Here is a 25878-nt window from a genome sequence, read left to right on the forward strand (position 1 = left end):
GCACCTCGTGCCTGTTCAAGGCTGGGAAATAGAGAAAGCCGCACAGTATAGGGGAATTTCCCCATTCGCTTGAAGCCGTCTGGCCAAAAAATAGCCAACGTGTCCGGTTCGAGCTTTTCCAGAAAAGTTATCCATCTGTGGAAATGTCCCTGTGGGTAAAAGAAAACAAAAGAGAAGAATTTTTTAAAAAGCTTGTTCTTATGTTTATTCCTTAGGGAAGACCTTTTCTGTGGATAAGTTGTTCTAGGCCTTCAACGACGATAGTTTCAGGGAATGATAAGCCTGTTACATTCCTGCCAGTAGCCGTTGTGTATGCCGTCAGAAAGCTGTGCACGCAATGATGGGTTATGCACAGGGGATTTATCCCTTGGGTTTTCACCAGGGTTATGGACTGGGTTATCGCTTACTTATCAACAGGGTTCAGGAACGGTATTTTTCGTGCGGGCAGACAGCGACGGACCGCCTGGAGTGCAGGCAGTCACGTAGTCTGTGGATAAGAAAAAGAGGAAGGTCGGCTTATTTGCCGATGCAGAAGCTGGAGAAGATGCGACCGAGAAGATCGTCAGAGCTGAATGCGCCGGTGATCTCTCCCAGAGCCTGCTGGGCCTGGCGCAGGTCTTCTGCCAGCAATTCACCGGCGCCCGCGAGGGTGAGCTGAGAGCGGCCGTGATCGAGGAATGAGCCTGCCTGGCGGAGGGCTTCCAGATGGCGACGGCGAGCGCTGAAGCTGCTTTCAGAGGTCTGTTGATAACCCATGCAGTCCTTCAGGTGCTCACGCAGGAGCTCCAGCCCCTCACCGGATCGAGCGGAAAGGCTGATGGTGACATGGCCATCTTCGCTGACCTCCAGGCCAACGGAGTCGCCGCTGAGGTCCGCCTTGTTGCGAATCAGGGTGACTCTGCTTGGGTCAGGAGTCTGATCCAGGAATTCAGGCCATAGGGCAAAAGGATCTGCAGCCTCTGGGGCTGTGGCGTCGATCACCAGCAGCACGCGATCCGCTTCGCCAATGGCCTTGAGCGCACGTTCCACGCCGATCTTTTCCACATGGTCGTCCGTGTCGCGCAGGCCAGCAGTATCCACAACGTGAAGAGGCATGCCATCGATGTGGATATGTTCGCGCAATACGTCGCGGGTGGTGCCGGCAATGTCCGTGACGATGGCTGCTTCGCGTCCTGCCAGGGCGTTCAGCAGACTCGATTTACCGGCGTTCGGACGTCCAGCAATCACCACGGTCATGCCGTCGCGCAACAGCGCCCCTTGGCCAGCTTCGCGTATAACTGTGGATAAGTTATCGCGCACACCATCCAGCAGGCCCAGAACATGGCCATCGGCAAGGAAGTCGATTTCTTCCTCCGGGAAGTCGATCGCCGCCTCCACATAAATGCGCAGTTCGATCAGCTTCTCCGTAAGGGAATGCACCCGCCGGGAGAATTCCCCCTGAAGGGAGCGCAACGCATTGCGTGCAGCTTGTTCGGAGCTGGCTTCGATCAGGTCGGCGATCGCTTCGGCCTGGGCCAGATCGAGCTTGTCATTGAGGAACGCACGCTCGCTGAACTCGCCCGGGCGAGCCTGACGAGCCCCCAATTCCATGCAGCGACGCAGCAGCAGGTCCATCACCACCGGTCCGCCGTGCCCTTGCAATTCAAAGACGTCTTCACCGGTAAAGGAGTTGGGGCCGGGGAAGTAGAGGGCGATGCCCTCATCGAGGGTTTGACCCGAGGCGTCGAGGAACGGCCCGTAGTGTGCGAAGCGAGGCCTGGGTTGCCGGCCACTGATGGCCTCGGCTATTCGAGCCGCGTGTGGCCCGGAAACGCGGACAATGCCTACGCCACCGCGTCCCTGGGCGGTGGCGACAGCGGCGATGGTGTCACGGACAGGATTCATTTGTGTGTACCCAAGGATCTGCGGATGGCGGATAGCAAGACGCCCCCAGAGGGGGCGTCTTGTTCAAGCTGACTGGCGTCGCTGTCAGGCTGCTGCCTTCTTGCTGGCCGCCTCGATCTGCCGGGTAATGTACCACTGCTGCGCGATCGACAGGATGTTGTTGACCACCCAGTAAACCACCAGGCCGGCCGGGAACCAGAGGAAGAAGAAGGTGAAGATGATCGGCATCAGCTTCAGCACCTTGGCCTGCATGGGATCCGGCGGGGTCGGGTTCAGCTGCTGCTGGATGAACATGGTGGCGCCCATGATGATCGGCAGGATGAAGAACGGATCCTTGATCGACAGGTCGGTGATCCAGAACATCCACGGGGCCTGGCGCATTTCCACGCTTTCCAGGAGCACCCAGTAGAGGGCCAGGAAGACCGGCATCTGCACGAGGATCGGCAGGCAGCCGCCCAGCGGATTGATCTTCTCCTTCTTGTACAGCTCCATCATCGCCTGGGACATCTTCTGGCGATCGTCACCGTGCTGTTCCTTCAGCGCTTGCAGCTTCGGCGACACGGCACGCATGCGCGCCATGGACTTGTAGCTGGCTGCCGAGAGCGGGAAGAACGCGGCTTTGATCAGGATGGTCAGGACGATGATCGACCAGCCCCAGTTACCCAGCAGGCTGTGGATATGTTGCAGCAGCCAGAAAATCGGCTGGGCGATGAACCACAGGAAGCCGTAGTCGACGGTCAGTTCCAGGCCCGGAGAAAGCGCCTTCAGGTGGCTCTGGACTTTGGGACCGGCATACAGGGTGGCGGAAGTTTCGGCGGAGGCACCTGCCGGAACGTTCAGCGCGGAACCCACGAAACCAACGATGTAATTACCCTTGGAATCCTTGCGGGTCTGTACAGCGCTGTTCTGGTCCTTGTCCGCGACCCAGGCGGTCACGAAGTAGTGCTGCAGCCAGGCAACCCAGCCGCCCTGGACGTTTTCCTTAAAGGACTGCTTGTCCATGTCCTTCATGGAGATCTTTTTGTACGGCTCATCCGGGGTCCAGACCGCCGCGCCCAGGTAGGTGGATACGCCGGTTGCGGTGGTGGTGGACGGGTCGGCGCTGGCATCACGCTTCAGCTGGGCGTACATGCTGCCGGTCCAGGGCTGAGCGCTCTGATTCTCGATCTTGTACGACACCTGCAGCTCGTACTTGCCACGAGTCAGGGTGAAGCGCTTGGTGTAGTTGACGCCGGCTTCGCTGAAGCTCAGGTCCACTACCAACTGCTCCTGGCCGTCGGCCAACTTGTAGCTGCGTTGGCTCGCGCTGTAGAGCGGACGACCATTGGCGCGGGCATCCGGACCGTTGGCGCCAACGAGGCCGCTCTGTGCCTGGTAGAGACGCTCGCCACCGTTGTCGAACAGCTGGAACGGAATGTCCGGATGGTCCTGGCGACGTGGGTACTTCGGCAGGGTCAGCTGGACGATGTCACCGCCGTTCGGGTCGATGGCCAGGTTGAGCACATCGGTTTCAACGCGGATCAGGTCGCTGCTGGGGGCAACCTGGGCGACGGCTGGCTCGTTGCGCTCCGCAGTGGAGGCAGTCGGCACATCGTCGCTGGTCTTGGCGCTTGCGGTGTCGTCCGGCAGGGTCGCTTGCGCGGTGTTCGCGCTGGTGCCCGCGGTCGGCAGGGCGGCCTGGCCGTAGTCCTGGTTCCACTGCAGAACCATCAGGTAGGACACGATTGCCAGGGCGACGATCAGGATCGAGCGTTGGATATCCATGATTACTCGGCCATCGAAGAGGATTGGGATGTGTTGGCGGGTGGCACCGGGTCATATCCGCCCGGATTCCACGGGTGACAGCGGCCCAGCCGACGCAGGGTCAGCCAGCCGCCACGCAGGACGCCATGCTGTTCGATGGCTTCCTGCGCGTAGCAGGAACAGCTGGGATAGAAACGACAGTGACTGGCCATCAGCGGGCTGATGGCATAGCGGTAAAACTGGATCGGAACGAGGGCCAGTTTACGCATGGGGACTGTCGGACACCCCTGATCCGGTTGATGGTTCAGGGCGAGTCCGGCTGCGCGCCAGGCGCTTCCAGAGTTTGCCGAACTGATGCTTCAGCTCGGGATTCTCCAGATCGCCAATGCCTTTGCGCGCCACGATCACGATGTCCCACCCGACCAACAGCTCGAGGTTGTGGCGGAAGGATTCGCGTATCTGGCGTTTCAGGCGATTGCGCTCAACGGAGAGCTTGACGCTCTTCTTACCGATCACCAGACCCAGGCGGGGATGATCGAGACCGTTGTCACGCGCGAGGAGCAGGACGTGCTTGCCGGGAACCTTCCCGGTCGGTGAGTCGAAGACTGCCTTGAATTGTCGGGGGACCAGCAGACGCTTTTCCCGACCGAAGCCCTGACTCACCACCCGTTCCGGATAATCAGACGGTCAGGCGCTTGCGGCCCTTGGCGCGACGACGCGACAGGACTTGACGGCCGTTCTTGGTGGCCATGCGGGCACGGAAACCGTGGGTGCGAGCGCGCTTGATGGTGCTGGGTTGGAAAGTGCGTTTCATGATGCTTTACCTGGTGGTCACTACGGGCCGGAAGTGGCCCCCGTTTAAAGAGACCGGCGATTCTAGTGAAACGCGGCGTGCAGGTCAATTTCCAACCAGTACCGCTGAGCAAAAGAATATAGAAGGAAGGAAAATTTAAGAAAGCTTGGTTATGTTTTTAGAAACTGGTGGGCGGCCTTCCTGTGGAAAACCTCGTAGAAGGCGCATTCTGCCTGTTGATGAGCGGGCTAACAACCTTGTCGAAAAGACGTGTCCTGGCTGTGCGGTTGCCGTGCAGAAGCTGGGGGTGAAATGGCCTTTTACCCACAGGCAGGTTGTGCAATGAGTTTTCCCCAGGGAGAACAGCCCGGTTAAACCATGGTTATCCACAAGATTCATGCCAATCACAGGCTTATTTCAGGTGGTGAATAAGATCTTGATTTTATTCAACCATTCGCCCTTTTTCGTGTGGATAACTTTCCGGGCGGCCGCTACAATGACGGCTGTTTTTTTGCGTCCGGCACCTTTCCGACTTGGGGGATATCCGTGTCAGTGGAACTTTGGCAGCAGTGCGTGGAGCTCCTGCGCGATGAGCTGCCTGCCCAGCAATTCAACACCTGGATCCGCCCATTGCAGGTTGAAGCCGATGGAGACGAACTGCGCGTGTATGCGCCTAACCGGTTCGTGCTCGATTGGGTCAATGAAAAGTACATGGGCCGGCTTCTCGAGTTGCTTGGCGAACGAGGCAATGGCCTGGCGCCTGCCCTTTCCTTATTAATAGGTAGCAAGCGCAGCCCGGCTCCGCGGAAGGCACCACCGCCTCCGCCGCCTGTCATGGCTCCGCCGCCAGCCCCTGCTCCTATCGCACCTCCGCAGATGCGCATCGAGACCGTGGAAGAATCCCGCGACAATCTCGATCCATTGGCATCGGTCACGCCCGCGCCGGCGATTCGTACCGAACGCTCCGTGCAGGTCGAAGGTGCTTTGAAGCACACCAGCTATCTGAACCGCACCTTCACCTTCGAAAACTTCGTCGAGGGTAAGTCGAACCAGTTGGCGCGCGCCGCTGCTTGGCAGGTTGCGGACAATCCGAAGCACGGCTACAACCCGTTGTTCCTCTATGGCGGAGTCGGCCTCGGTAAAACTCACTTGATGCACGCTGTGGGTAACCATCTGCTGAAGAAGAATCCGAATGCCAAGGTGGTTTACCTGCATTCCGAGCGTTTCGTGGCGGATATGGTGAAGGCGTTGCAGCTGAACGCGATCAACGAGTTCAAGCGTTTCTACCGTTCGGTGGACGCATTGCTGATCGACGATATCCAGTTCTTCGCCCGCAAGGAGCGTTCGCAGGAGGAGTTTTTCCACACCTTCAACGCCCTGCTGGAAGGCGGGCAGCAGGTGATCCTCACCAGCGACCGGTATCCCAAGGAAATCGAAGGCCTCGAAGAACGTCTCAAGTCCCGCTTTGGTTGGGGCCTGACGGTGGCTGTCGAGCCGCCGGAACTGGAAACTCGCGTGGCGATCCTGATGAAGAAGGCCGAGCAGGCCAAGGTCGATCTGCCGCACGATGCCGCGTTCTTCATTGCCCAGCGCATCCGTTCCAACGTGCGTGAGCTGGAAGGTGCGTTGAAGCGTGTGATCGCGCATGCCCACTTCATGGGACGTGACATCACCATCGAGCTGATCCGCGAGTCGCTCAAGGACCTCCTGGCCCTGCAGGACAAATTGGTCAGCATCGACAACATCCAGCGCACCGTAGTCGAGTACTACAAGATCAAGATGTCCGACATGCTTTCCAAGCGCCGTTCGCGTTCGGTGGCTCGTCCGCGTCAGGTCGCCATGGCGCTGTCCAAGGAATTGACCAATCACAGCCTGCCGGAAATCGGCGACGCATTCGGCGGAAGAGACCACACCACGGTGCTTCACGCCTGTCGTAAGATTGCGCAATTAAGGGAATCCGACGCGGATATCCGCGAGGATTACAAGAATCTGCTGCGTACATTGACCACCTGACCGCAGCCCAAGAGGCAAGGGACTAGACCATGCATTTCACAATTCAACGCGAAGCCCTGTTGAAACCCCTGCAACTGGTCGCCGGCGTCGTAGAGCGCCGCCAGACCTTGCCGGTCCTCTCCAACGTATTGCTGGTGGTCGAAGGCCAGCAGCTGTCGTTGACCGGCACCGACCTCGAGGTCGAGTTGGTTGGGCGCGTTGCCCTGGAGGAGCCGGCGGAGCCAGGTGAGATCACCGTACCCGCGCGGAAGCTGATGGACATTTGCAAGAGTCTGCCGAGCGATGCGCTGATCGACATTCGCGTCGATGAGCAGAAGCTCCTGATTAAGGCAGGCCGCAGCCGATTCACGCTTTCCACCTTGCCAGCCAACGACTTCCCGACTGTGGAAGAAGGTCCTGGCTCGCTGAACTTCAGCCTGGTACAGAGCAAGCTGCGTCGCCTGATCGAGCGCACCAGCTTTGCGATGGCACAGCAGGATGTACGTTACTACCTGAACGGCATGCTGCTGGAAGTGAATGCCGGTGTCCTGCGTGCTGTCGCCACCGACGGTCACCGTCTGGCGATGTGTGCCATGAATGCCGGGATTGAAGCCGCAGAACGTCATCAGGTTATCGTTCCGCGCAAGGGCATCCTGGAGCTGGCACGTCTGCTGACTGAACAGGACGGCGAGGTTCGCATCGTTCTCGGCCAACACCATATTCGCGCCACGACCGGTGAGTTCACCTTCACGTCGAAACTGGTGGATGGTAAGTTCCCGGACTATGAGCGTGTGCTTCCCCGCGGCGGCGACAAGCTGGTCGTTGGTGATCGACAAGCTCTGCGCGAGGCGTTCAGTCGTACTGCGATTCTTTCCAACGAGAAGTATCGTGGCATTCGTCTCACCCTGGCGGCGGGTCTGCTGAAGATCCAGGCAAATAACCCGGAGCAGGAAGAGGCGGAGGAAGAGGTTGCCGTGGAGTACGGCGGCAGCAACCTGGAGATCGGTTTCAACGTCAGCTACCTGCTGGACGTACTGGGCGTCATGTCTACCGAACAGGTTCGCCTGATCCTGTCCGATGCCAACAGCAGTGCTCTGGTCCAGGAAGCCGACAACGACGATTCCTCTTACGTCGTAATGCCGATGCGTCTGTAACGACTCAATGTCCTTAAGCCGTATCTCGGTCACCGGTGTGCGTAATCTGCACCCGGTGACCCTCTCCCCCTCCCCCCGCATCAATATTCTTTACGGCGCCAACGGCAGCGGAAAAACCAGCCTGCTAGAAGCCATTTACCTCCTCGGCCTCGCGCGTTCATTTCGCAGTACCCGCCTCCAGCCCGTCATCCAGTACGAACAGCCGTCTTGTACCGTCTTTGGCCAAGTCAGTCTTGGCGAAGGTGGGCAAGCCAATCTTGGTGTTTCTCGTGATCGTCAGGGCGAGTTCCAGATTCGCATCGACGGACAGAACGCGAAGAGCGCTGCCCAGCTTGCCGAAGCGCTGCCGTTGCAACTGATCAACCCAGACAGTTTCCGTCTGCTCGAGGGTGCTCCCAAGATCCGTCGACAGTTTCTCGACTGGGGAGTGTTCCACGTGGAACCTCGGTTCATGGGAGCCTGGCAAAGGCTCCAGAAGGCCCTGCGGCAGCGGAACTCGTGGCTCCGGCATGGTACACTTGACGCCGCTTCGCAGGCGGCTTGGGACCGTGAGTTGTGCCTGGCCAGTGATGAAATAGACCAGTATCGACGAGCCTACATTCAGGCGTTGAAGCCGGTCTTTGAACGGATTCTTTCTGAGCTTGTGGAACTCGATAGTCTCACACTCAGTTACTACCGCGGCTGGGACAAGGACCGAGAACTGTCCGAAGTGCTGAGCACTTCCCTCTTCCGTGACCAGCAGATGGGACATACCCAGGCAGGGCCGCAACGTGCCGACTTGCGATTGCGTTCAGGTGCACATAGTGCGGCGGACATTCTGTCGCGCGGTCAGCAAAAGCTGGTTGTTTGCGCACTACGTATCGCGCAAGGCCATTTGGTCAACCAGGCGAAGCGCGGTCAGTGCATCTATCTAGTTGACGACTTACCGTCAGAGTTGGACGAACAGCATCGGCAGTCACTGTGCCGATTGTTGGAAGATTTGGATTGCCAGGTGTTCATCACCTGTGTTGACCATGAATTTCTGAGGGACGGCTGGCGCACGGATACGCCGGTCGCCATGTTCCACGTGGAACATGGCTGTATCAGCCCTACGATCATCGGGAGTGAAGCATGAGCGAGAACAACACGTACGACTCTTCCAGCATCAAGGTGCTGAAGGGGCTGGATGCCGTACGCAAACGCCCCGGTATGTACATCGGCGACACCGATGATGGGACAGGTCTGCACCACATGGTGTTCGAAGTCGTCGATAACTCGATCGACGAAGCACTTGCCGGCTTCTGCTCGGAAATCAGCATTACCATCCACACCGATGAGTCCATCACCGTTCGCGACAACGGGCGTGGCATTCCCGTGGATATCCATAAGGAAGAAGGGGTTTCTGCTGCCGAGGTCATCATGACCGTGCTCCACGCCGGCGGTAAGTTCGACGACAACACCTACAAGGTCTCCGGCGGTCTGCACGGCGTGGGTGTGTCCGTGGTGAATGCCCTCTCCGAAGAACTGCGGCTGACCATTCGCCGCGCTGGCCAGGTCTGGGAACAGATCTATCGTCACGGTGTTCCGCAGTTCGCGCTGCGCCCCGTTGGTGAAACCGAAGGCACTGGCACCGAAGTGCACTTCAAGGCTTCCGCGGAGACCTTCACCAATATCCACTTCAGCTGGGACATCCTGGCCAAGCGTATCCGCGAACTGTCCTTCCTGAACTCCGGCGTTGGCATCGTGCTGCGTGACGAGCGCAGCGGCAAAGAGGAAATGTTCAAGTACGAAGGCGGTTTGAAAGCCTTCGTCGAGTACCTGAACACCAACAAGACCGCCGTCAACGAAGTGTTCCACTTCAATGTCCAGCGCGAAGAAGATGGCGTTGGTGTAGAAGTTGCCCTTCAGTGGAACGACAGCTTCAACGAAAACATCCTCTGCTTCACCAACAACATTCCCCAGCGTGACGGTGGTACCCACCTGGCAGGCTTCCGCTCTGCCCTCACTCGTCATCTGAACAACTACATCGAGCAGGAAGGCCTGGCGAAGAAGTACAAGATCGCCACCACCGGTGACGATGCTCGTGAAGGTCTGACCGCCATTATCTCGGTCAAGGTGCCGGATCCCAAGTTCAGTTCCCAGACCAAAGACAAGCTGGTCTCCTCCGAGGTCAAGACCGCGGTCGAACAGGAAATGGGCAAATACTTCGCCGACTTCCTGCTGGAGAACCCGAACGAAGCCAAGGCCGTGGTCGGCAAGATGATCGACGCCGCGCGTGCCCGTGAAGCAGCCCGCAAGGCTCGTGAGATGACTCGCCGTAAAGGCGCCCTGGACATCGCGGGTCTGCCAGGAAAACTGGCCGACTGCCAGGAGAAGGACCCTGCCCTTTCCGAACTCTACATCGTGGAGGGTGACTCCGCGGGTGGCTCGGCAAAGCAGGGGCGTAACCGCAAGACCCAAGCGATCCTGCCGCTCAAGGGCAAGATCCTCAACGTGGAAAAAGCTCGTTTCGACAAGATGCTGTCCTCGCAGGAAGTCGGCACCCTGATCACCGCATTGGGATGTGGGATCGGCCGCGAGGAATACAACATCGACAAGCTGCGTTACCACAACATCATCATCATGACCGACGCCGACGTCGACGGTTCGCACATCCGTACCCTGCTGCTGACCTTCTTCTTCCGGCAAATGCCTGAACTGGTCGAGCGAGGCTACATCTACATTGCCCAACCGCCGCTGTACAAGGTCAAGAAAGGCAAGCAGGAGCAGTACATCAAGGATGACGAGGCCATGGACGAGTACATGACCCAGTCGGCCCTGGAAGATGCCAGCCTGCACGTTAACGAGAATGCCCCTGGCCTTTCCGGTGAGGCACTTGAGCGACTGGTGAACGAGTACCGCGGCGTGATGCGTACCCTGAAGCGTTTGTCGCGCCTGTACCCGCAGGAACTGACCGAGCACATGATCTATCTGCCTCGCGTCAGCGTCGACCAGCTCTCTGACCAGGCAGTGATGCAGGCTTGGCTGGAAGCGTTCCAGGCGCGTCTGAAGGCTGCCGAGAAATCCGGCCTGACCTACACCGCGAGCCTGCGCGAAGATCGTGAGCGCCACCTGTGGCTGCCGGAAGTGGAACAGACTGCCCATGGTCTCTCCCACTACATCACCTTCAACCGTGACTTCTTCGCGAGCAATGACTACCGCCAGGTGACCGATCTGGGTAACCAGCTCAACAACCTGCTGGAAGACGGTGCCTACGTGCAGCGCGGCGAGCGCAAGAAACCGGTTGCCAGCTTCAAGGAAGCCCTGGCCTGGCTGATGACCGAAAGCACCAAGCGTCACACCATCCAGCGCTATAAGGGGCTGGGTGAGATGAACCCGGAGCAGCTGTGGGAAACCACAATGGACCCGAACGTCCGTCGTATGCTCAAGGTCACCATCGAAGACGCGATTGCCGCGGACCAGATCTTCAATACCCTGATGGGCGATGCAGTGGAACCGCGCCGTGACTTCATCGAGAGCAACGCCTTGGCGGTGTCTAACCTCGACGTCTGACGAACGAAACGAAGCCCTTCCAGGAAGCCCCGGCCAACAGCTGGGGCTTCTTTTTTGGGGGAAGCTATACAGATAGGAAATCGCCGAAACGGATAATGAGGCGATGCTTCAGAACGTCGCCGCGAAACGAGGGAAGTGGGTTGCGCATTATCCTGAGCCGAAAGGGCTTCGATTCATCCGCGGGCGGATTTCCCAGCCCGATCCTGCCTGATGGAAGCCTCTGTTCGCTGCCGATCCCAGATGAGGGCTCGCCGGTTCGATACGGCGACATTGCTTATGAAGGCATCAATCTTGGGGAGCTGGTTAGCCAGTTGGGAGGCAAACCAGCATGGAGTTGCAGGGGCGCCCATCTTGATCCCGATATTCGCTTCGACGCCCTGCCGCGTGCTTATGGCTGGCGGCCCATGTTGGGGCAAAGTGGCAGTGCCCAAGGACATCTACGCAACGAAGGCGTGGCAGTCGGTGATCTCTTCTTGTTCTTCGGTTCATTTCGACCTGTGGAGAATGTGCAGGGAGTCTGGCGATTCATTCCTGGCCAGATGACTCGGCAGATCATCTGGGGCTGGCTGTGCGTGGGCGAAGTTCTAAAGATCGACGAGTTGCCATCCGACGCATTGCCCTGGGCGCGATATCACCCGCACTTTGCTTATGCGCCTGATCCGCACAACACACTCTACCTTGCAGCAGAGCAGCTATGTCTGGACGGGACAGCGCATGCCGGGGCTGGAGTATTTCCCGGCGTCGACAATCGCCTGGTCCTGACTGCTCCGGAGGCGAAGGTACAGACTTACTGGCATTTGCCAGATTTCTTCGCGCCGAGCGAGGAAAGCCCTGGGCTGAGTTATCACCGGCGACTGGATCGATGGGAGCGTGTGGGCGAGATTTGCCGGTTGCGGAGCGCGTACCGTGGGCAGGAATTCGTATTCGATGTCGGGGAAATGAAGACACCCAGGGAGTGGCTCCGCTCGGTGCTGGCGGCAAGTTCGAAATGAACCTTCACCGCGTTTTTTCCTTTCTCAGCAACGGGTTACCTAGTAGAAACAGCGGGTAACACTATGCAGGGGAACTTGCCCCCGGAGTGTTACCCCTTCCTTCGTCGAGGCTTATCCGGACGGGTCGTAAGGGAACAGATTGGGGCAATGAACGATCGCTAAAAAATGATCTATTTATATAAGGTGCTGATTTATAAGGTTTTTATAAAAGTTGGCACGCGGCATGCTTTCTATATGGCACAACAACAATAAAAAGCTTCAAAAAGAACGTTTTCGACTCTGACAGAACAAAAACAACAGCACAGAGAAGAAGCAAACCGATTTTTTTGGACAGGGTGTGTCGTTCCATACCCGGTGACTAGAGCAAAAGAACAATAAAACTACCTTGAGGTAGCGGCGCTCTGGTTGGTTCAGCAATGACGATGACATGATCAGCGTCCAAAAAAATCCGTTTGCCCTCGGTCCAGTTGGGACCAGCCATTTCTGGTTGCGTTAGTAGCCAGGAGCGAAGAACAACAACGAATACTGATAAAAACAACAACAATAAAATGAAATAAACATTTGAGGGGAGCTTCGGCTCCCCTCAGTGCTTTCCGGCTTCTGCAAAATTCCCTCCCCCCGTTTATTCGAATACCGCCTGGCTCAAGCGTTCCTGCTCGTTCCCGTTGGTAGGGGTGCTTCGCACCTGCATAGAGTGGGCGTAGCCTGGAAGCGCTTGCAGGGGCCCTGGAGGCCGTACAGGAGCAATGGGATGGATGAGAGCAAGGGTGATGCATCAAGCATCACTGACGAAGAGATAAGCGCGTACATGATGCGCCAGTTGCGCTCAGGCAGGGTCAAGCCCGCGGTTCTGGTGGTCCTGACTGAAAAGAACTTCCCAGGCGTTGCGCGCGAACGGATCATCCAGTGCTTCAACAGCCTGGATTCGCGTTACCTGAAGGGGTGATGTGGAGAGGCGAGAAAGCGTTATGCACTTTCTCGCTAAGACCTAGTGTGAAATGCAAAGCCTTGTAAATCAGGGCCTTGAGCTATGATATCGGCGATTCGCCAAAATTTTGTTCACAGCTTATCCACAGTTCAGGCCGGATACTCGACCTTGGCAGTGATCTGCGGACCTTCGATCTCGCGCTGAGTGGCTTCCACCCAGGCAAACGCCCTGTCGTTCAACTCGGCAATGGCCCTGGGGCCCTCGCCTTCCGCATGCATGACCGGACCGATTACGACCTGGATGGTCCCCGGGTATTTGGCCCAGCCCGCCTTGGGCCAGAAGTGGCCGGCGTTGTGCGCTACAGGCAGAACCGGTAGGCCGGCGTTGACCGCGAGGGCCGTGCCACCGCGAGAGAACTTGCCCATCTCCCCCACCGGAACACGAGTACCTTCCGGGAAGATCAGGACCCAGGCGCCCTGCTTGAGGCGCTCGTCGCCCTGGGCAGCGAGCTGCTTGAGTGCCGCCTTGGGGTTGCTGCGATCGATGGCGATAGGCTTCATCAGCGCCATGGCCCAGCCGAAGAAGGGAACGCGCAGCAGCTCGCGTTTGACCACCTGGCTGAGAGGCTCGAACGCGCCGGAGAGGTAGAAGGTCTCCCAGGTGCTCTGGTGCTTGGCGAGAATCACGCAGGGTTGCGCCGGGATGTTCTCCTCGCCTTTCACTTCATAACGGATTCCCACCATCACCTTGGTCAGCCAGACGGCGAACCGGCACCAGCGCCAGACGATGAAGCGGTAGCGCGCGCGAAACGGCATGAATGGCGCGAAGAAGAGGCTCAGCGTGCCCCAGATGAAGGCGCTCAGCGACAGCAGCAGGTAGAAAAGGAAGGTTCTGATGGCCTGCACTGTCGTCATGGGAGCTGTTGACCTTACTGAAGTAGATGTGTGGCGACTGCCGCCAGATCGTCGAATACCAGGGTGCCCGCTGGCAACTGCTTGGCCAGGGTTCGTTCGCCCTTGCCGGTCTTCACCAGAACGGGCTGACAATCGACGGCCAGCGCGGCTTCCAGGTCACCACTGCTGTCGCCAACGAACCAGATGCCAGCAAGGTCCACGCCATAGTGCGCAGCGATGCGCCTGAGCATGCCGGGTTGCGGTTTGCGGCAATCACAGCCATCGTTCGGGCCATGCGGGCAGTACTCGATCACGCCCAGTTCGCCGCCCTGCTCCGCCACCATCTCGCGCAAACGCGCATGCATGGACTCCAGCGTGGCGAGGTCGTAATAGCCGCGAGCGATGCCGGATTGATTGGTGGCCACGGCCACGGTCCAGCCGGCCTTGCTCAGGCGCGCGATGGCGGCGATGGCGGTGGGAATGGGGATCCATTCCTCGAGCGATTTTATGTACGCGTCGGAGTCTTCGTTGATGACTCCATCGCGGTCGAGAATGAGTAATTTCATGAACGACGCCTGAAACGCCGCGCCTGACCCGAAGCGCTCTGCCTCGGGTCTGGCGCGCGCTGTCACTTAGCCCAGTACCGAAATGTCAGCCACGCCCAGGAACAGGCCGCGCAGCCTGGCCAGCAGTGCATAGCGGTTGCTGCGTACTGCGGCGTCTTCGGCGTTGACCAGTACCGCTTCGAAGAAGCTGTCCACCGGCTCGCGCAGGCTGGCCAGGCGCTCCAGGGTTTCGCGGTAGCTGCCGGCGTTCGCCAGGGCCTGTTCGGCGTCGGCCACGGCCTTGGCCAGGGCCTGCTCGGCGGGTTCCTGCAGCAGGGCGTTGTCGACGCTGTTCGGAACGCTGCCCTCAGACTTGCTCAGCAGGTTGGACACGCGCTTGTTGGCGGCGGCCAGCGCAGCGGCTTCCGGCAGCTTGCGGAAGGCCTGGACGGCCTGCACGCGCTGGTCGAAGTCCAATGCAGAGGACGGCTGCAGGGCGCGTACCGACAGGTAGACGGCGACGTCCACACCTTCGTCCTCGTAGCGGGCGCGCAGGCGGTCGAAGACGAACTCCAGCACCTGCTCGGCAAGACCCTCAGCCTTCACCTTGGCGCCGTAGAGGTCGATGGCGAAGGCGACGGCTGCCGCGAGGTCGAGGTTCAGCTGCTTCTCGATGAGGATGCGCAGGACGCCCAGGGCCTGGCGGCGCAGGGCGAAGGGGTCCTTGCTGCCGGTGGGCAGCATGCCGATGCCGAAGATACCCACCAGGGTGTCCAGCTTGTCAGCCACGGCAACGGCGGCACCGGTGAGGGTCTGCGGCAGCTCGGCGCCGGCGCCACGGGGCATGTACTGCTCGTTCAGCGCCTTGGCGACGTCTTCCGGCTCACCGTCGTTGGTCGCGTAGTAGTAGCCAGCGATGCCCTGCATTTCCGGGAATTCGCCGACCATTTCGGTGGCCAGGTCGCACTTGGCGAGAATGCCGGCGCGCGCAGCGCGGGCCGGATCGGCGCCGATCTGCTCGGCCACGAAACCCGCGAGGCGGGATACGCGTTCTGCTTTCTCGTAGACGGTACCGAGCTGGGCCTGGAACACCACGTTCTTCAGGCGCTCGTTGAAGACTTCGAGCTTCTGCTTCTTATCCTGCTTGAAGAAGAACTCGGCGTCGGTGAGGCGCGGGCGAACCACTTTCTCGTTACCGGAGACGATCTGCGCCGGGTCCTTGCTGACCACGTTGGCCACGGTGATGAAGCGCGGCAGCAGCTTGCCGTTTGCATCCAGCAGGCAGAAGTACTTCTGGTTGTCCTGCATGGTGGAGATCAGGGCTTCCTGGGGTACGGCGAGGAAGCGCTCCTCGAAGGAGCACACCAGCGGCACCGGCCACTCGACCAGGGCCGTCACTTCGTCCAGCAGGTCGGCGGGCACCACGGCAGTGCCGTTCTGTTCGGTAGCCAGTTCGGCGACACGCTTGGCGATGATCTCGCGGCGTTCAGCGAAGTCGGCCAGCACGTGAGCGCTGCGCAGGTCTTCCAGGTAGGTGGAAGGCTTGCTGATGCGGATGTTGTCCGGGTTGTGGAAACGGTGGCCACGGGACTCACGACCGGCTTTCTGGGTGAGGATCGTGCAATCCACCACGTCGTCGCCGAACAGCATGACCAGCCACTGGGTCGGACGGACGAACTCTTCGCGGCGAGCGGCCCAGCGCATGCGCTTCGGAATCGGCAGGGCAGACAGGGAGGTTTCGACGATGCCCGGCAGCAAGCCTGCGGCCGGCTGGCCGGGGATGGACTGGCTGAACTTCAGTTTCGGACCGCTCTTGTCGATCTGCTCCAGGTCGACGCCGCACTTGCGGGCGAAGCCCAGTGCGGCCTGGGTCGGCTTGCCTTCGGCATCGAAGGCGGCCTGGATCGGCGGACCGTCGAGGTTGACGCTGCGATCGGGTTGCTGGGTGGCCAGTTGTTCCACCAACACGGCCAGACGGCGCGGGGCGGCGAAGACTTGCGCCTTGGCATAGCCCAGACCGGCGGCCTTGAGGCCTTGCTCGATGCCGCCGAGGAAGGCGTCACCCAGGGAATTCAGGGCCTTGGGAGGCAGCTCTTCAGTGCCCAGCTCTACCAGGAAATCTTGTGCACTCATTCTTGAGCCTCCAGCTTGGCCAGTACTTCGTCACGCAGTTCGGGAGTGGCCATGGGGAAGCCGAGACGCGCGCGCGCCTGCAGGTAGCTTTGCGCCACGGCGCGGGCCAGGGTGCGCACGCGCAGGATGTAGCGCTGGCGCTCGGTCACCGAGATGGCGCGACGGGCGTCCAGCAGGTTGAAGGTGTGGGAGGCCTTGAGGACCATCTCGTAGGTCGGCAGCGGCAGCTGCAGCTCGATGAGGCGGTTCGCTTCACTCTCGTAGAAGTCGAACAGCTCGAACAGCTTCTCGACGTTGGCGTGCTCGAAGTTGTAAGTCGACTGCTCCACTTCGTTCTGGTGGAACACGTCGCCGTAAGTGACCTTGCCGAAGGGACCGTCGGCCCAGATCAGGTCATACACCGAATCGACGCCCTGGATGTACATGGCCAGGCGCTCGAGACCGTAGGTGATCTCGCCGGTGACCGGGTAGCACTCGATGCCACCGACCTGCTGGAAGTAGGTGAACTGGGTGACTTCCATGCCGTTCAGCCAGATTTCCCAGCCCAGGCCCCAGGCGCCGAGGGTCGGCGATTCCCAGTTGTCTTCGACGAAGCGGATGTCATGCACCAGCGGGTCGACGCCGATGGCCTTCAGCGAGCCGAGGTACAGCTCCTGGAAGTTCTCCGGGTTGGGCTTGAGGACCACCTGGAACTGGTAGTAGTGCTGCAGGCGGTTGGGGTTCTCGCCGTAGCGGCCGTCGGTCGGACGGCGGGACGGCTGCACGTAGGCGGCGTTCCAGGTCTCCGGGCCGATGGCGCGGAGGAAGGTGGCGGTGTGGAAAGTACCGGCGCCCACTTCCATGTCGTAGGGCTGGAGCACCACGCAGCCCTGCTCGGCCCAGTACTGCTGCAGGGCGAGGATCAGGTCTTGGAAGGTGCGCACGGCGGGCGTAGTCTGGCTCACGAATTTCACCTGTGCTGGGTCTTCGACGGAAAATGCCGGAGTATACCCGATCCGACCCCGCCGCAACCGCATGGAAAGCCTTATGCCACGCTGCTTCTGGTGCAATGACGACCCCCTCTACATCGCCTACCACGACACCGAATGGGGCGTACCGCTGAAGGACCCTGCGGCGCTCTTCGAACTGCTTCTGCTTGAAGGCTTCCAGGCCGGCCTGTCCTGGATCACCGTCCTGAAGAAACGAGCGCGCTACCGCGAGGTTCTGTTCGGTTTCGATCCGCAGCGGCTGGCGGCGATGAGTGACGAGGAGATCGAGACGCTGATGCAGGACCCGGGCATCATCCGCAACTTCCTCAAGCTCAAGGCCGCCCGGCAGAACGCCCAGGCCTGGCTGCGCCAGGAAGACCCGGTGAAGCTGCTCTGGTCCTTCGTCGGCGGGAAGCCGAAGGTCAACCACTTCAGCGAGCGCGGCCAGGTGCCGGCGGTCACGCCCGAGGCCGAAGCCATGAGCAAGGCATTGAAAAAGGCCGGCTTCACTTTCGTCGGCCCGACTATCTGCTACGCCTTCATGCAGGCCGCCGGCATGGTCATGGATCACACCACGGACTGCGACCGTTATCGCGAGCTGACCCTGTGATCCGGTGCGAGGGTAGAATGCGCGCTTTCGAACGTCCTGGAGTTGCCTGTGGATAAGTTGAAAGGTGCGCTGATTGTCGGCTTCCTGCGCCTCTTCGCGATGTTGCCCTGGCGCGCCGTGCAAGCGGTTGGCGCGACCATTGGCTGGCTGATGTGGAAGCTGCCGAACCGGTCCCGCGATGTGGTGCGGATCAACCTGTCCAAGTGCTTCCCCGAATGGTCGCCGGCAGAACTGGATCAGCGCGTTGGTCAGAGCCTGAAGGATATCGGCCGGACCTTCACCGAAAGCGCCTGCGCCTGGATCTGGCCGGCGGAGAAGTCCATCGGACTGGTACGCGAAGTGGAAGGCCTCGACGTACTGCACGAGGCCCTGGCCAGTGGCAAGGGCGTGGTGGGCATCACCAGCCACCTGGGCAACTGGGAAGTGCTCAACCACTTCTACTGCGCCCAGTGCAAACCCATCATCTTCTACCGTCCGCCCAAGCTGAAGGCGGTGGACGATCTGCTGCAGAAGCAACGCGTGCAGCTGGGTAACCGCGTGGCGCCTTCCACCAAGGAAGGCATCCTCAGTGTCATCAAGGAAGTGCGCAAGGGCGGCGCCGTGGGCATCCCCGCCGACCCTGAGCCCAGCCTCTCGGCTGGCGTCTTCGTGCCCTTCCTCGGCACCCAGGCGCTGACCAGCAAGTTCGTTCCCGGCATGCTGGCCGGCGGCAAGGCGCGCGGCGTATTCCTGCATGCCCTGCGCCTGCCCGATGGTTCGGGCTTCAAGGTGATCCTCGAAGCCGCGCCCGAAGGCATGTACAGCGAGAACGTCGAAGAAGGCGTCGCCGCCATGAGCCAGGTGGTGGAAAGGTACGTGCGGGCCTACCCGACCCAGTACATGTGGAGCATGAAGCGCTTCAAGAAACGCCCCGAAGGCGAGAAGAAGTGGTATTGAGCAGAAAGGCGCCGGAATGCGCCTTTTTTCTGGCCGGGTGAGGGTTGTTCCAGATCTGATACACCGTTAACGTCGGCAGCTCACCGGCTTCAGGATGATGCGATCCCATGGCGAACCAGCGGCAATTTCCCCGAACTCCGATGAAGTGCAGGATCAAGATCAGCCACCCGAGCTTTGGTGAGCTGGTTGCCCAGACCCGCGATCTCTCCGATGGCGGTGTCTATGTCCGTCATCCCGATATGGCTGCTCTGACAGTCGGCAGTATCGTACGCGGCCAAGTCCAGGACCTGCCGATCGAAGCACCCATCCTGGAAATGGAAGTGATGCGAGTGGATGCCGAGGGCGCTGGCCTGCGTTTCATGGAGTCCTGATCAGGGCTCAGGCGGAACGGGAGGACAAACCCGCGCGGTCACCTCTACCTCGCCCTTCGCCACCGTCCTGATCCATTCCGCGGGTGGGCAACCCACCAGGCTCGCAAATGTCCGGGAGAACGATGCCTGCGAGCTGTAGCCCACCGAGTTGGCCACCACCTTGATCTGAACCCCTTCACGCAGAAGGTCCTGCGCCGTCTTCATGCGCCAGGCGGTGAGATAGGCCATGGGAGATGTCCCCAGGATCCGATTGAAGCAGGCGGAGAATTTCGAACGGGACATCAGCGCCAGGTTCGCCATGCGCTCCACGCTCCATTCCCCTTCCGGTTCCCGGTGAATCTGGCTGAGTACGGCCCCCAGCCGGCCATCCTGCAGGGCGTAGAGCAGGCCACCAGAAATCCGACCGTCCTCGACCGCCCGCCGTACCAGCAGCACAAACAGGTACTCGAACAACAGATTGAGCGCCTTGGCCCTGCCGGGCGCCGCGCCCTGGAACTCGCCCACCAGGGTGCGGATCACCGGCAATGCATGGCCCAGCGCATCCAGGGGAAATACCAGGGTTTCTTCCAGTCCGAGGGGAAAAGGCTGGGCCAGGCCACGGCTGAACTGGAAGGACGCACAGATCAGCTCGGCCCCCTCGATAGAGTTGGAGCGCAACTGATAACGGCAACTGCTGGGGCAGAACAGCACGCTGGGTTCGCTGATCGATACCTTTGGCAGTCCTGGCTGGACCATGTCGATGCCGCCCCGCTCCACCAGGTGGATGAACGCCATCCCCGGCGGCTTGTCGAGCACCAGCGCTCCGTCCACGCGGCCGGCGAAGAACAGCCGCCCCTGGAGGCTGGTGCGCTCGAAGAATTCGGAAAGGACATCCATCGGAGACAACCTGGCAAAGATCCTGTACGTCCTGGCAAAAGCCGCGGAGGGCGCGGCCATAGGATGCAATCACGCCGATGGTAGTCAGCCCCGGGCCGGGCTGCCACGGCAATCCGTGATTTCATCCCGCCCGCAGGAGTCCATCGAAATGAGCCATGAACCTTCCCGCCCCTCCACGGCCTACAACGACCCAGCCGAGCCTGCACTGCCCAACCCGGGCATGCGCCTGGACCTGTCCCGCGCCGCGCTGGTAGTGATTGACCCGCAAATCGACTTCCTCAGCCCCGAAGGCGTGAGCTGGAGCGTATTCGGCAAGAGCATCACCGAGCACGATACGGTTCGGCATATCGGCCAGCTGTTCGCCGCTGCCAAGGAGGCCGGTATCACCGTTGCCGTGTCGCCGCACTATTACTACCCCTGCGACCACGAGTGGCACTTCGGCGGACCGCTGGAGAAGGTCATGCACAGCATCTGCATGTTCGATCGCAAGGGGCCGTTGAGCCTGGAAGGTTTCGAGAACTCCGGCGCGGACTTCCTCCCCGAGTACAAGCCCTACATCCTCGATGGCAAGACCATCATCGCGTCCCCCCACAAGGTCTACGGCCCGGAGACCAACGACCTGGCGTTGCAGCTGCGCAAGCACGGCGTGTCGCAGATCATCCTCGCCGGCATGGCCGCCAACCTATGCGTGGAATCCCACCTGCGCGAGCTGCTGGAACTGGGCTTCGAAGTGGCGGTGGTGCGCGATGCCACCGCGGGCCCGACGACGCCGGAGGGTGACGGCTACCTGGCCGCATTGATCAATTACCGCTACATCGCCAATGCGCTGTGGAGCACTGAGCAGACCCTGGCCTATCTGCGGGGAGAGTGAACCGCTGGCCCCGTCGGCGCTGTGCGGCGGGGTCGCCTGGATTCAGCGCAAGGTATAGTCGCTGTCGACGACTCCCTGAGTAAGCGCTGTCAGTCCCTGGCTGGACCAAATGGGCGCGGTGGTCAGCCCGGCGACCCACCGCGCTTGTCCAGGCGCTTGAGGAACACCGTCATCTCCTTCTCTGCCTGCTTGTCGCCATGGGCCTGCGCGGCCGCGAGGCCTTCGGTCCACGCCGCGCGGGCGGCGGCGAGGTCGCCGTCAGCTTCCAGAGCCTTGCCCAGCAGCTTCCAGGCGGCGGAGTACTTGGGGTCCTGCTCGACGCAACGGCGCAGGTGCAGAGCAGCCTTGGCTGCGTCGCCCTGATCGAGATAACCCTTGCCCAGGCCAAAGCGCAGCAGGGCGTTATCCACGCCCTTGGCCAGCATCTTTTCCAGTCCTTCGAGCATGGGGTGCTCCTTTTAGAAGAAGGTCAGGCCCACCTGGAACAACCGCTCGGCGTCGCGGATGTACTTCTTGTCCACGAGGAACAGGATCACATGGTCGCCCGACTCGATGATGGTGTCGTCGTGGGCGATCAGCACTTCCTCATCACGGATGATGGCGCCAATGGTGGTGCCGGGCGGCAGGGCGATGTCCTCGATCATCTTGCCCACCACCTTGCTCGACTTGGCGTCGCCGTGCGCGATGGCTTCGATGGCCTCGGCCGCGCCACGGCGCAGGGAGTGCACGCTGACGATGTCGCCACGACGCACGTGGGTCAGTAGGGTGCCGATGGTGGCCAGCTGTGGGCTGATGGCGATGTCGATGTCGCCGCCCTGAACCAGGTCCACGTAGGCCGGGTTGTTGATGATGGTCATCACCTTGCGCGCGCCCAGGCGTTTGGCCAGCAGCGAGGACATGATGTTGGCCTCGTCGTCGTTGGTCAGCGCGAGGAAGATGTCGGCGTCGTTGATGTTCTCTTCCACCAGCAGGTCGCGGTCGGAGGCGCTGCCCTGGAGCACGATGGTGCTGTCGAGCACTTCCGAGAGGTGGCGGCAGCGCGCCGGGTTCATCTCGATGATCTTCACCTGGTAGCGGCTTTCGATGGCCTCGGCGAGGCGCTCGCCGATGTGCCCACCGCCCGCGATGACCACGCGCTTGTAGCTGTCTTCCAGGCGGCGCAGTTCGCTCATCACCGCACGGATGTGGGCCTTGGCGGCGATGAAGAAGACTTCGTCGTCGGCCTCGATCACGGTATCGCCCTTGGGCAGGATCGGCCGATTGCGGCGGAAGATGGCGGCCACGCGGGTATCCACGTTGGGCATGTGCTCGCGGATCTGGCGCAGCTCCTGGCCCACCAGTGGACCGCCGTAGTAGGCCTTGACCCCCACCAGCTGGGCCTTGCCATCGGCGAAGTCGATCACCTGAAGCGCACCGGGGTATTCGATCAGGCGCTTGATGTAGTTGGTCACCACCTGTTCCGGACTGATCAGCACGTCCACCGGGATGGCTTCGTTATCGAACAGGCCGGCGCGGGTGAGATAGGCCGCTTCGCGTACCCGGGCGATCTTGGTGGGGGTGTGGAACAGCGTGTAGGCCACCTGGCAGGCGACCATGTTCACCTCGTCGCTGTTGGTCACCGCGACCAGCATGTCGGCATCGTCGGCGCCGGCCTGGCGCAGCACGGTGGGGAAGGAGCCACGGCCTTGCACGGTACGGATGTCGAGCCGGTCGCCGAGGTCGCGCAGGCGGTCGCCATCGGTGTCGACCACGGTGATGTCGTTGGCTTCGCCCGAGAGGTGCTCTGCCAAGGTGCCACCGACCTGCCCCGCGCCGAGAATGATGATCTTCACTGCTAGTTCCCTTATCGCGCCGAAGCGGCGATCTTGATCAGCTTGGCATAGTAGAAACCGTCATGGCCGTCTTCCTGCGCCAGCAACTGACGGCCATGGGGTTGTTTCAATCCGAACGGTCCGGGGATGTCCAGCTCGCGGGCGCCAGGGGTGCGGGCGAGGAAGGCGGCGATGTTGTCGCTGTTCTCCCGTGGGAGCGTGGAGCAGGTGGCATAGAGCAGCACGCCACCGACTTCCAGAGTCGGCCAGAGGGCATCCAGCAGCTCACCCTGGAGTTCGGCAAGCGCAGCGATGTCTTCTTCCTTGCGGGTCAGCTTGATGTCCGGGTGCCGACGGATCACTCCGGTGGCCGAGCAGGGAGCATCGAGGAGAATGCGCTGGAACGGCTTGCCGTCCCACCAGCCGGCGGTATCACGGCCATCAGCGGCGATCAGCCTGGCTTCCAGGCCGAGTCGCGCGAGGTTCTCGCGCACACGCACCAGGCGGCTCTCTTCCAGGTCGACAGCCACCACTTCGGAGAGACCGGGTTCGGTCTCGAGGACGTGACAGGTCTTTCCACCGGGCGCGCAGCAGGCGTCGAGCACGCGCTGCCCGGGCGCCAACTCCAAGAGGTCGGCAGCCAGTTGGGCGGCTTCGTCCTGCACGCTGACGCGGCCTTCGGCGAAGCCCGGCAGGGTCTTCACGTCGCAGGCTTCGATGAGGCGGATGCCGTCACGGCTGAAGGCGCAGGGCTCGGCAGCGAAGCCGGCTTGCTGCAATTCGGCCAGATAGTCGTCGCGGCTGCCATGGCGGCGATTGACCCGCAGGATCAACGGCGGATGGGCGTTGTTCGCCGCGCAGACGGCTTCCCAGTGTTCCGGCCAGGCCGCCTTGAGGGCCTTCTGCAGCCAGCGTGGGTGGGCGGTACGTGCTGCCGGGTCGCGCTCCAGCTCGGCGAAGATCGACTCGCCCTGGCGCTGGGCGTTGCGCAGCACGGCGTTGAGCAGGCCCTTGGCCCAGGGTTTCTTCAGCTTGTCCGAGCAGCCGACGGTTTCGCCGATGGCGGCATGGGCGGGAATGCGGGTGTAGAAGAGCTGGTAGAGGCCGACCAGGAGCAGGGCTTCCACATCCTTGTCCGCGGATTTGAAGGGCTTCTGCAGCAGACGCTCGGCCAGTGCAGCGAGGCGTGGTTGCCAGCGCGCGGCACCGAAGGCCAGATCCTGGGCCAGGGCGCGATCACGTGGGTCGACCTTGTCCAGCTGCGGCGGCAGGCTGCCGCCCAAGGAGGCCTTGCCGGAAAGGACCGAGGCCAGTGCGCGGGCGGCAGCGAGACGCGGATTCATGCGCCGAGCACCTTGCCCACGGTGAACTGCTCGCGGCGGCTGTTGAACAGGTCGGCGAAGTTCAGCGGCTTGCCGCCAGGCAGTTGCAGGCGGGTCAAGCGCAGGGCGCCTTCGCCACAGGCTACGGTCAGGCCGTCCTTGCTGGCGGCGAGGATCTGGCCGGGTGTGCCCTTGCCCTCGCCCAGTGCGGCGGCGAGCACTTTCAGCGGCTCGCCGTCGAGCGTGCTGTGGCAGATGGGCCAGGGGTTGAAAGCGCGAACCAGACGTTCCAGCTCCACCGCCGGGCGGCTCCAGTCGAGGCGCGCCTCATCCTTGTTCAGCTTGTGCGCATAGTTGGCCAGGGCGTCGTCCTGGACTTCACCTTTCAGGGTTCCGGCGGCCAGACCTTCGAGGGCTTCGAGGACCGCTTGAGGGCCAAGCTGCGCGAGGCGGTCGTGCAAGCTGCCGCCGGTGTCTTGCGCGCTGATCGGCGTGGTGACCTTGAGCAGCATCGGACCGGTGTCGAGGCCAGCCTCCATTTGCATCACGGTGACACCGCTTTCCGCGTCGCCCGCCTGAACCGCGCGCTGGATCGGCGCCGCACCGCGCCAGCGCGGGAGCAGCGAGGCATGGCTGTTGATGCAGCCAAGACGCGGCGTGTCGAGTACCACCTGCGGCAGGATCAGGCCATAGGCGACTACCACCATCAGGTCGGCGCCAAGGGCCTTGAGCTCAGCCTGGGCCGCCGGATCACGCAGGGTCGGCGGTTGCAGCACCGGAATACCGTGTTCGACCGCCAGTTGCTTGACCGGGCTCGGCATCAGCTTCTGGCCGCGACCGGCCGGGCGGTCCGGCTGGGTGTAGACGGCGATGACCTGGTGACGGGAATCGAGCAGGGCTTTGAGGTGCTCCGCAGCAAACTCCGGGGTGCCGGCGAAGACGAGGCGCAGGGGCTCAGTCATGGGTACTCGCTAAAGAAAAAAGGCTTGCCGCAGCAAGCCTTTGGGATCGGGGAAATCAAGCCTGCTGGCGATGTTGCTTTTCCAGCTTCTTCTTGATGCGGTCGCGCTTGAGGGACGACAGGTAGTCGACGAAGAGCTTGCCGTTGAGGTGGTCGCACTCGTGCTGGATGCACACGGCGAGCAGACCCTCGGCGATCAGCTCATAAGGCTGGCCATCGCGGTCCAGGGCTTTGATCCGGACCTTCTGCGGACGATCGACATTCTCGTAGAAGCCGGGGACCGAGAGGCAGCCTTCCTGGTATTGGTCCATCTGCTCGGTCAGGGATTCGAACTCGGGATTGATGAAGACCCGAGGCTCGGACTTGTCTTCCGACAGGTCCATCACCACCACGCGCTTGTGGACGTTCACCTGGGTTGCGGCCAAGCCGATACCCGGAGCGGCGTACATGGTTTCGAACATGTCATCGATCAACTGGCGAATGGTGTCGTCGACCACAGCCACCGGTTTGGCGATGGTGCGCAGCCGCGGATCGGGGAATTCGAGAATGTTCAGAATCGCCATA

The 25878-nt window shown here is 61.2% G+C and carries 25 protein-coding genes; 10 read left to right on the forward strand and 15 right to left on the reverse strand.

The features are described 5' to 3' along the window. Positions 1-516 precede the first annotated feature (516 nt). The 5 genes from mnmE to rpmH form a co-directional block, all read right to left on the reverse strand. A complete protein-coding gene (gene mnmE, locus E8E95_RS24155; RefSeq protein ID WP_280354474.1) occupies positions 517-1884 on the reverse strand; it encodes a tRNA uridine-5-carboxymethylaminomethyl(34) synthesis GTPase MnmE in 1368 nt (455 codons plus the stop codon). A gap of 84 nt (positions 1885-1968) precedes the next feature. Then, entirely contained in the window at positions 1969-3648 is a 1680-nt protein-coding gene (gene yidC / locus E8E95_RS24160; protein WP_280354476.1) for a membrane protein insertase YidC, read from the reverse strand. A gap of 2 nt (positions 3649-3650) precedes the next feature. Beyond that, positions 3651-3896 (reverse strand): membrane protein insertion efficiency factor YidD, encoded by a 246-nt coding sequence (yidD, locus tag E8E95_RS24165; RefSeq protein WP_179061426.1) that lies wholly within the window; start codon positions 3894-3896, stop codon positions 3651-3653. Beyond that, a complete protein-coding gene (gene rnpA, locus E8E95_RS24170; RefSeq protein WP_179061427.1) occupies positions 3889-4293 on the reverse strand; it encodes a ribonuclease P protein component in 405 nt (134 codons plus the stop codon). Before rnpA ends, yidD begins: the two co-directional genes overlap by 8 nt. A 13-nt stretch (positions 4294-4306) precedes the next feature. Continuing rightward, positions 4307-4441, reverse strand: a complete 135-nt coding sequence (gene rpmH / locus E8E95_RS24175) for a 50S ribosomal protein L34 (RefSeq protein WP_003290924.1) — start codon at positions 4439-4441, stop codon at positions 4307-4309. Positions 4442-4966: 525 nt separating this feature from the next. Between rpmH and dnaA the strand changes: the two genes are divergently transcribed. From dnaA to E8E95_RS24205, 6 genes are all read left to right on the forward strand, one after another. Beyond that, positions 4967-6433 carry a chromosomal replication initiator protein DnaA gene (gene dnaA / locus E8E95_RS24180; RefSeq protein WP_280354779.1) on the forward strand — a complete coding sequence of 489 codons (1467 nt, stop codon included), beginning with the start codon at positions 4967-4969 and terminating at the stop codon, positions 6431-6433. 29 nt (positions 6434-6462) lie between these two features. Beyond that, positions 6463-7566, forward strand: a complete 1104-nt coding sequence (dnaN, locus tag E8E95_RS24185) for a DNA polymerase III subunit beta (RefSeq protein WP_077527505.1) — start codon at positions 6463-6465, stop codon at positions 7564-7566. Positions 7567-7573: 7 nt separating this feature from the next. Beyond that, positions 7574-8680 (forward strand): DNA replication/repair protein RecF, encoded by a 1107-nt coding sequence (gene recF / locus E8E95_RS24190; protein ID WP_280354478.1) that lies wholly within the window; start codon positions 7574-7576, stop codon positions 8678-8680. After that, positions 8677-11097, forward strand: coding sequence for a DNA topoisomerase (ATP-hydrolyzing) subunit B (gyrB, locus tag E8E95_RS24195; RefSeq protein WP_280354480.1), 2421 nt, complete (start codon positions 8677-8679; stop codon positions 11095-11097). Before recF ends, gyrB begins: the two co-directional genes overlap by 4 nt. A gap of 140 nt (positions 11098-11237) precedes the next feature. Then, entirely contained in the window at positions 11238-12089 is an 852-nt protein-coding gene (locus E8E95_RS24200; protein ID WP_280354481.1) for a hypothetical protein, read from the forward strand. A 751-nt stretch (positions 12090-12840) separates the two neighbouring features. Next, positions 12841-13035 (forward strand): hypothetical protein, encoded by a 195-nt coding sequence (locus E8E95_RS24205; RefSeq protein ID WP_280354482.1) that lies wholly within the window; start codon positions 12841-12843, stop codon positions 13033-13035. A gap of 131 nt (positions 13036-13166) precedes the next feature. Here the strand turns inward: E8E95_RS24205 and E8E95_RS24210 are convergent, their stop codons facing one another. The 4 genes from E8E95_RS24210 to glyQ form a co-directional block, all read right to left on the reverse strand. Next, complete coding sequence (locus E8E95_RS24210; RefSeq protein ID WP_280354483.1) at positions 13167-13931, reverse strand: lysophospholipid acyltransferase family protein; 765 nt, start codon at positions 13929-13931, stop codon at positions 13167-13169. Positions 13932-13945: 14 nt separating this feature from the next. Next, positions 13946-14476, reverse strand: a complete 531-nt coding sequence (gene gmhB, locus E8E95_RS24215) for a D-glycero-beta-D-manno-heptose 1,7-bisphosphate 7-phosphatase (RefSeq protein WP_280354485.1) — start codon at positions 14474-14476, stop codon at positions 13946-13948. Between the two features lie 66 nt (positions 14477-14542). After that, positions 14543-16588: a glycine--tRNA ligase subunit beta gene (glyS, locus tag E8E95_RS24220; RefSeq protein ID WP_280354487.1), complete on the reverse strand. Its 2046-nt coding sequence runs from the start codon at positions 16586-16588 to the stop codon at positions 14543-14545. After that, on the reverse strand, positions 16585-17532 hold the full coding sequence (gene glyQ / locus E8E95_RS24225; RefSeq protein WP_179061470.1) for a glycine--tRNA ligase subunit alpha: 948 nt from the start codon (positions 17530-17532) through the stop codon (positions 16585-16587). Before glyQ ends, glyS begins: the two co-directional genes overlap by 4 nt. Before the next feature lie 82 nt (positions 17533-17614). Here glyQ and E8E95_RS24230 point away from each other — a divergent pair, with 82 nt between their 5' ends. From E8E95_RS24230 to E8E95_RS24240, 3 genes are all read left to right on the forward strand, one after another. Further along, positions 17615-18166 carry a DNA-3-methyladenine glycosylase I gene (locus tag E8E95_RS24230; RefSeq protein ID WP_280354489.1) on the forward strand — a complete coding sequence of 184 codons (552 nt, stop codon included), beginning with the start codon at positions 17615-17617 and terminating at the stop codon, positions 18164-18166. A gap of 48 nt (positions 18167-18214) precedes the next feature. Then, the gene (locus E8E95_RS24235) at positions 18215-19102 is read left to right on the forward strand and encodes a lysophospholipid acyltransferase (protein ID WP_077527515.1); all 888 of its coding nucleotides are present in this window, start codon (positions 18215-18217) and stop codon (positions 19100-19102) included. Between the two features lie 107 nt (positions 19103-19209). Next, complete coding sequence (locus E8E95_RS24240; protein WP_280354491.1) at positions 19210-19473, forward strand: PilZ domain-containing protein; 264 nt, start codon at positions 19210-19212, stop codon at positions 19471-19473. On the opposite strand, the gene E8E95_RS24245 is transcribed toward E8E95_RS24240, so the two are convergent. Further along, positions 19474-20349, reverse strand: coding sequence for an AraC family transcriptional regulator (locus E8E95_RS24245; protein WP_280354493.1), 876 nt, complete (start codon positions 20347-20349; stop codon positions 19474-19476). Positions 20350-20497: 148 nt separating this feature from the next. On the opposite strand from E8E95_RS24245, the gene E8E95_RS24250 reads away from it, so the two are divergent. Next, entirely contained in the window at positions 20498-21220 is a 723-nt protein-coding gene (locus E8E95_RS24250) for a cysteine hydrolase (RefSeq protein WP_280354495.1), read from the forward strand. A gap of 122 nt (positions 21221-21342) precedes the next feature. Here the strand turns inward: E8E95_RS24250 and E8E95_RS24255 are convergent, their stop codons facing one another. From E8E95_RS24255 to def, 5 genes are read right to left on the reverse strand one after another with little or no spacing between them, the layout of a single operon-like run. Beyond that, entirely contained in the window at positions 21343-21666 is a 324-nt protein-coding gene (locus tag E8E95_RS24255; RefSeq protein WP_280354496.1) for a tetratricopeptide repeat protein, read from the reverse strand. Positions 21667-21678: 12 nt separating this feature from the next. After that, complete coding sequence (gene trkA, locus E8E95_RS24260; RefSeq protein WP_280354497.1) at positions 21679-23052, reverse strand: Trk system potassium transporter TrkA; 1374 nt, start codon at positions 23050-23052, stop codon at positions 21679-21681. An 11-nt stretch (positions 23053-23063) separates the two neighbouring features. After that, positions 23064-24374 (reverse strand): 16S rRNA (cytosine(967)-C(5))-methyltransferase RsmB, encoded by a 1311-nt coding sequence (gene rsmB / locus E8E95_RS24265; RefSeq protein ID WP_280354499.1) that lies wholly within the window; start codon positions 24372-24374, stop codon positions 23064-23066. After that, entirely contained in the window at positions 24371-25315 is a 945-nt protein-coding gene (gene fmt / locus E8E95_RS24270; RefSeq protein WP_280354500.1) for a methionyl-tRNA formyltransferase, read from the reverse strand. Before fmt ends, rsmB begins: the two co-directional genes overlap by 4 nt. A gap of 55 nt (positions 25316-25370) precedes the next feature. Further along, positions 25371-25877 carry a peptide deformylase gene (gene def / locus E8E95_RS24275; RefSeq protein WP_280354502.1) on the reverse strand — a complete coding sequence of 169 codons (507 nt, stop codon included), beginning with the start codon at positions 25875-25877 and terminating at the stop codon, positions 25371-25373. Between the last annotated feature and the right edge of the window lies 1 nt (position 25878).

It is taken from the genome of Pseudomonas sp. BN414 (assembly GCF_029871275.1).
Classification (GTDB): Bacteria; Pseudomonadota; Gammaproteobacteria; order Pseudomonadales; family Pseudomonadaceae; genus Metapseudomonas; species Metapseudomonas resinovorans_C.

Coding starts and splice junctions, on each gene's coding strand:
- recF (WP_280354478.1), top strand. CDS start 7,574: ATGTCCTTAAGCCGTATCTCGGTCACCGGTGTGCGTAATCTGCACCCG.
- gmhB (WP_280354485.1), bottom strand. CDS start 14,476: ATGAAATTACTCATTCTCGACCGCGATGGAGTCATCAACGAAGACTCC.
- E8E95_RS24255 (WP_280354496.1), bottom strand. CDS start 21,666: ATGCTCGAAGGACTGGAAAAGATGCTGGCCAAGGGCGTGGATAACGCC.
- mnmE (WP_280354474.1), bottom strand. CDS start 1,884: ATGAATCCTGTCCGTGACACCATCGCCGCTGTCGCCACCGCCCAGGGA.
- E8E95_RS24205 (WP_280354482.1), top strand. CDS start 12,841: ATGGATGAGAGCAAGGGTGATGCATCAAGCATCACTGACGAAGAGATA.
- yidD (WP_179061426.1), bottom strand. CDS start 3,896: ATGCGTAAACTGGCCCTCGTTCCGATCCAGTTTTACCGCTATGCCATC.
- E8E95_RS24230 (WP_280354489.1), top strand. CDS start 17,615: ATGCCACGCTGCTTCTGGTGCAATGACGACCCCCTCTACATCGCCTAC.
- dnaN (WP_077527505.1), top strand. CDS start 6,463: ATGCATTTCACAATTCAACGCGAAGCCCTGTTGAAACCCCTGCAACTG.
- E8E95_RS24250 (WP_280354495.1), top strand. CDS start 20,498: ATGAGCCATGAACCTTCCCGCCCCTCCACGGCCTACAACGACCCAGCC.
- glyS (WP_280354487.1), bottom strand. CDS start 16,588: ATGAGTGCACAAGATTTCCTGGTAGAGCTGGGCACTGAAGAGCTGCCT.
- fmt (WP_280354500.1), bottom strand. CDS start 25,315: ATGACTGAGCCCCTGCGCCTCGTCTTCGCCGGCACCCCGGAGTTTGCT.
- E8E95_RS24210 (WP_280354483.1), bottom strand. CDS start 13,931: ATGACGACAGTGCAGGCCATCAGAACCTTCCTTTTCTACCTGCTGCTG.
- yidC (WP_280354476.1), bottom strand. CDS start 3,648: ATGGATATCCAACGCTCGATCCTGATCGTCGCCCTGGCAATCGTGTCC.
- rpmH (WP_003290924.1), bottom strand. CDS start 4,441: ATGAAACGCACTTTCCAACCCAGCACCATCAAGCGCGCTCGCACCCAC.
- gyrB (WP_280354480.1), top strand. CDS start 8,677: ATGAGCGAGAACAACACGTACGACTCTTCCAGCATCAAGGTGCTGAAG.
- E8E95_RS24245 (WP_280354493.1), bottom strand. CDS start 20,349: ATGGATGTCCTTTCCGAATTCTTCGAGCGCACCAGCCTCCAGGGGCGG.
- E8E95_RS24240 (WP_280354491.1), top strand. CDS start 19,210: ATGGCGAACCAGCGGCAATTTCCCCGAACTCCGATGAAGTGCAGGATC.
- def (WP_280354502.1), bottom strand. CDS start 25,877: ATGGCGATTCTGAACATTCTCGAATTCCCCGATCCGCGGCTGCGCACC.
- rsmB (WP_280354499.1), bottom strand. CDS start 24,374: ATGAATCCGCGTCTCGCTGCCGCCCGCGCACTGGCCTCGGTCCTTTCC.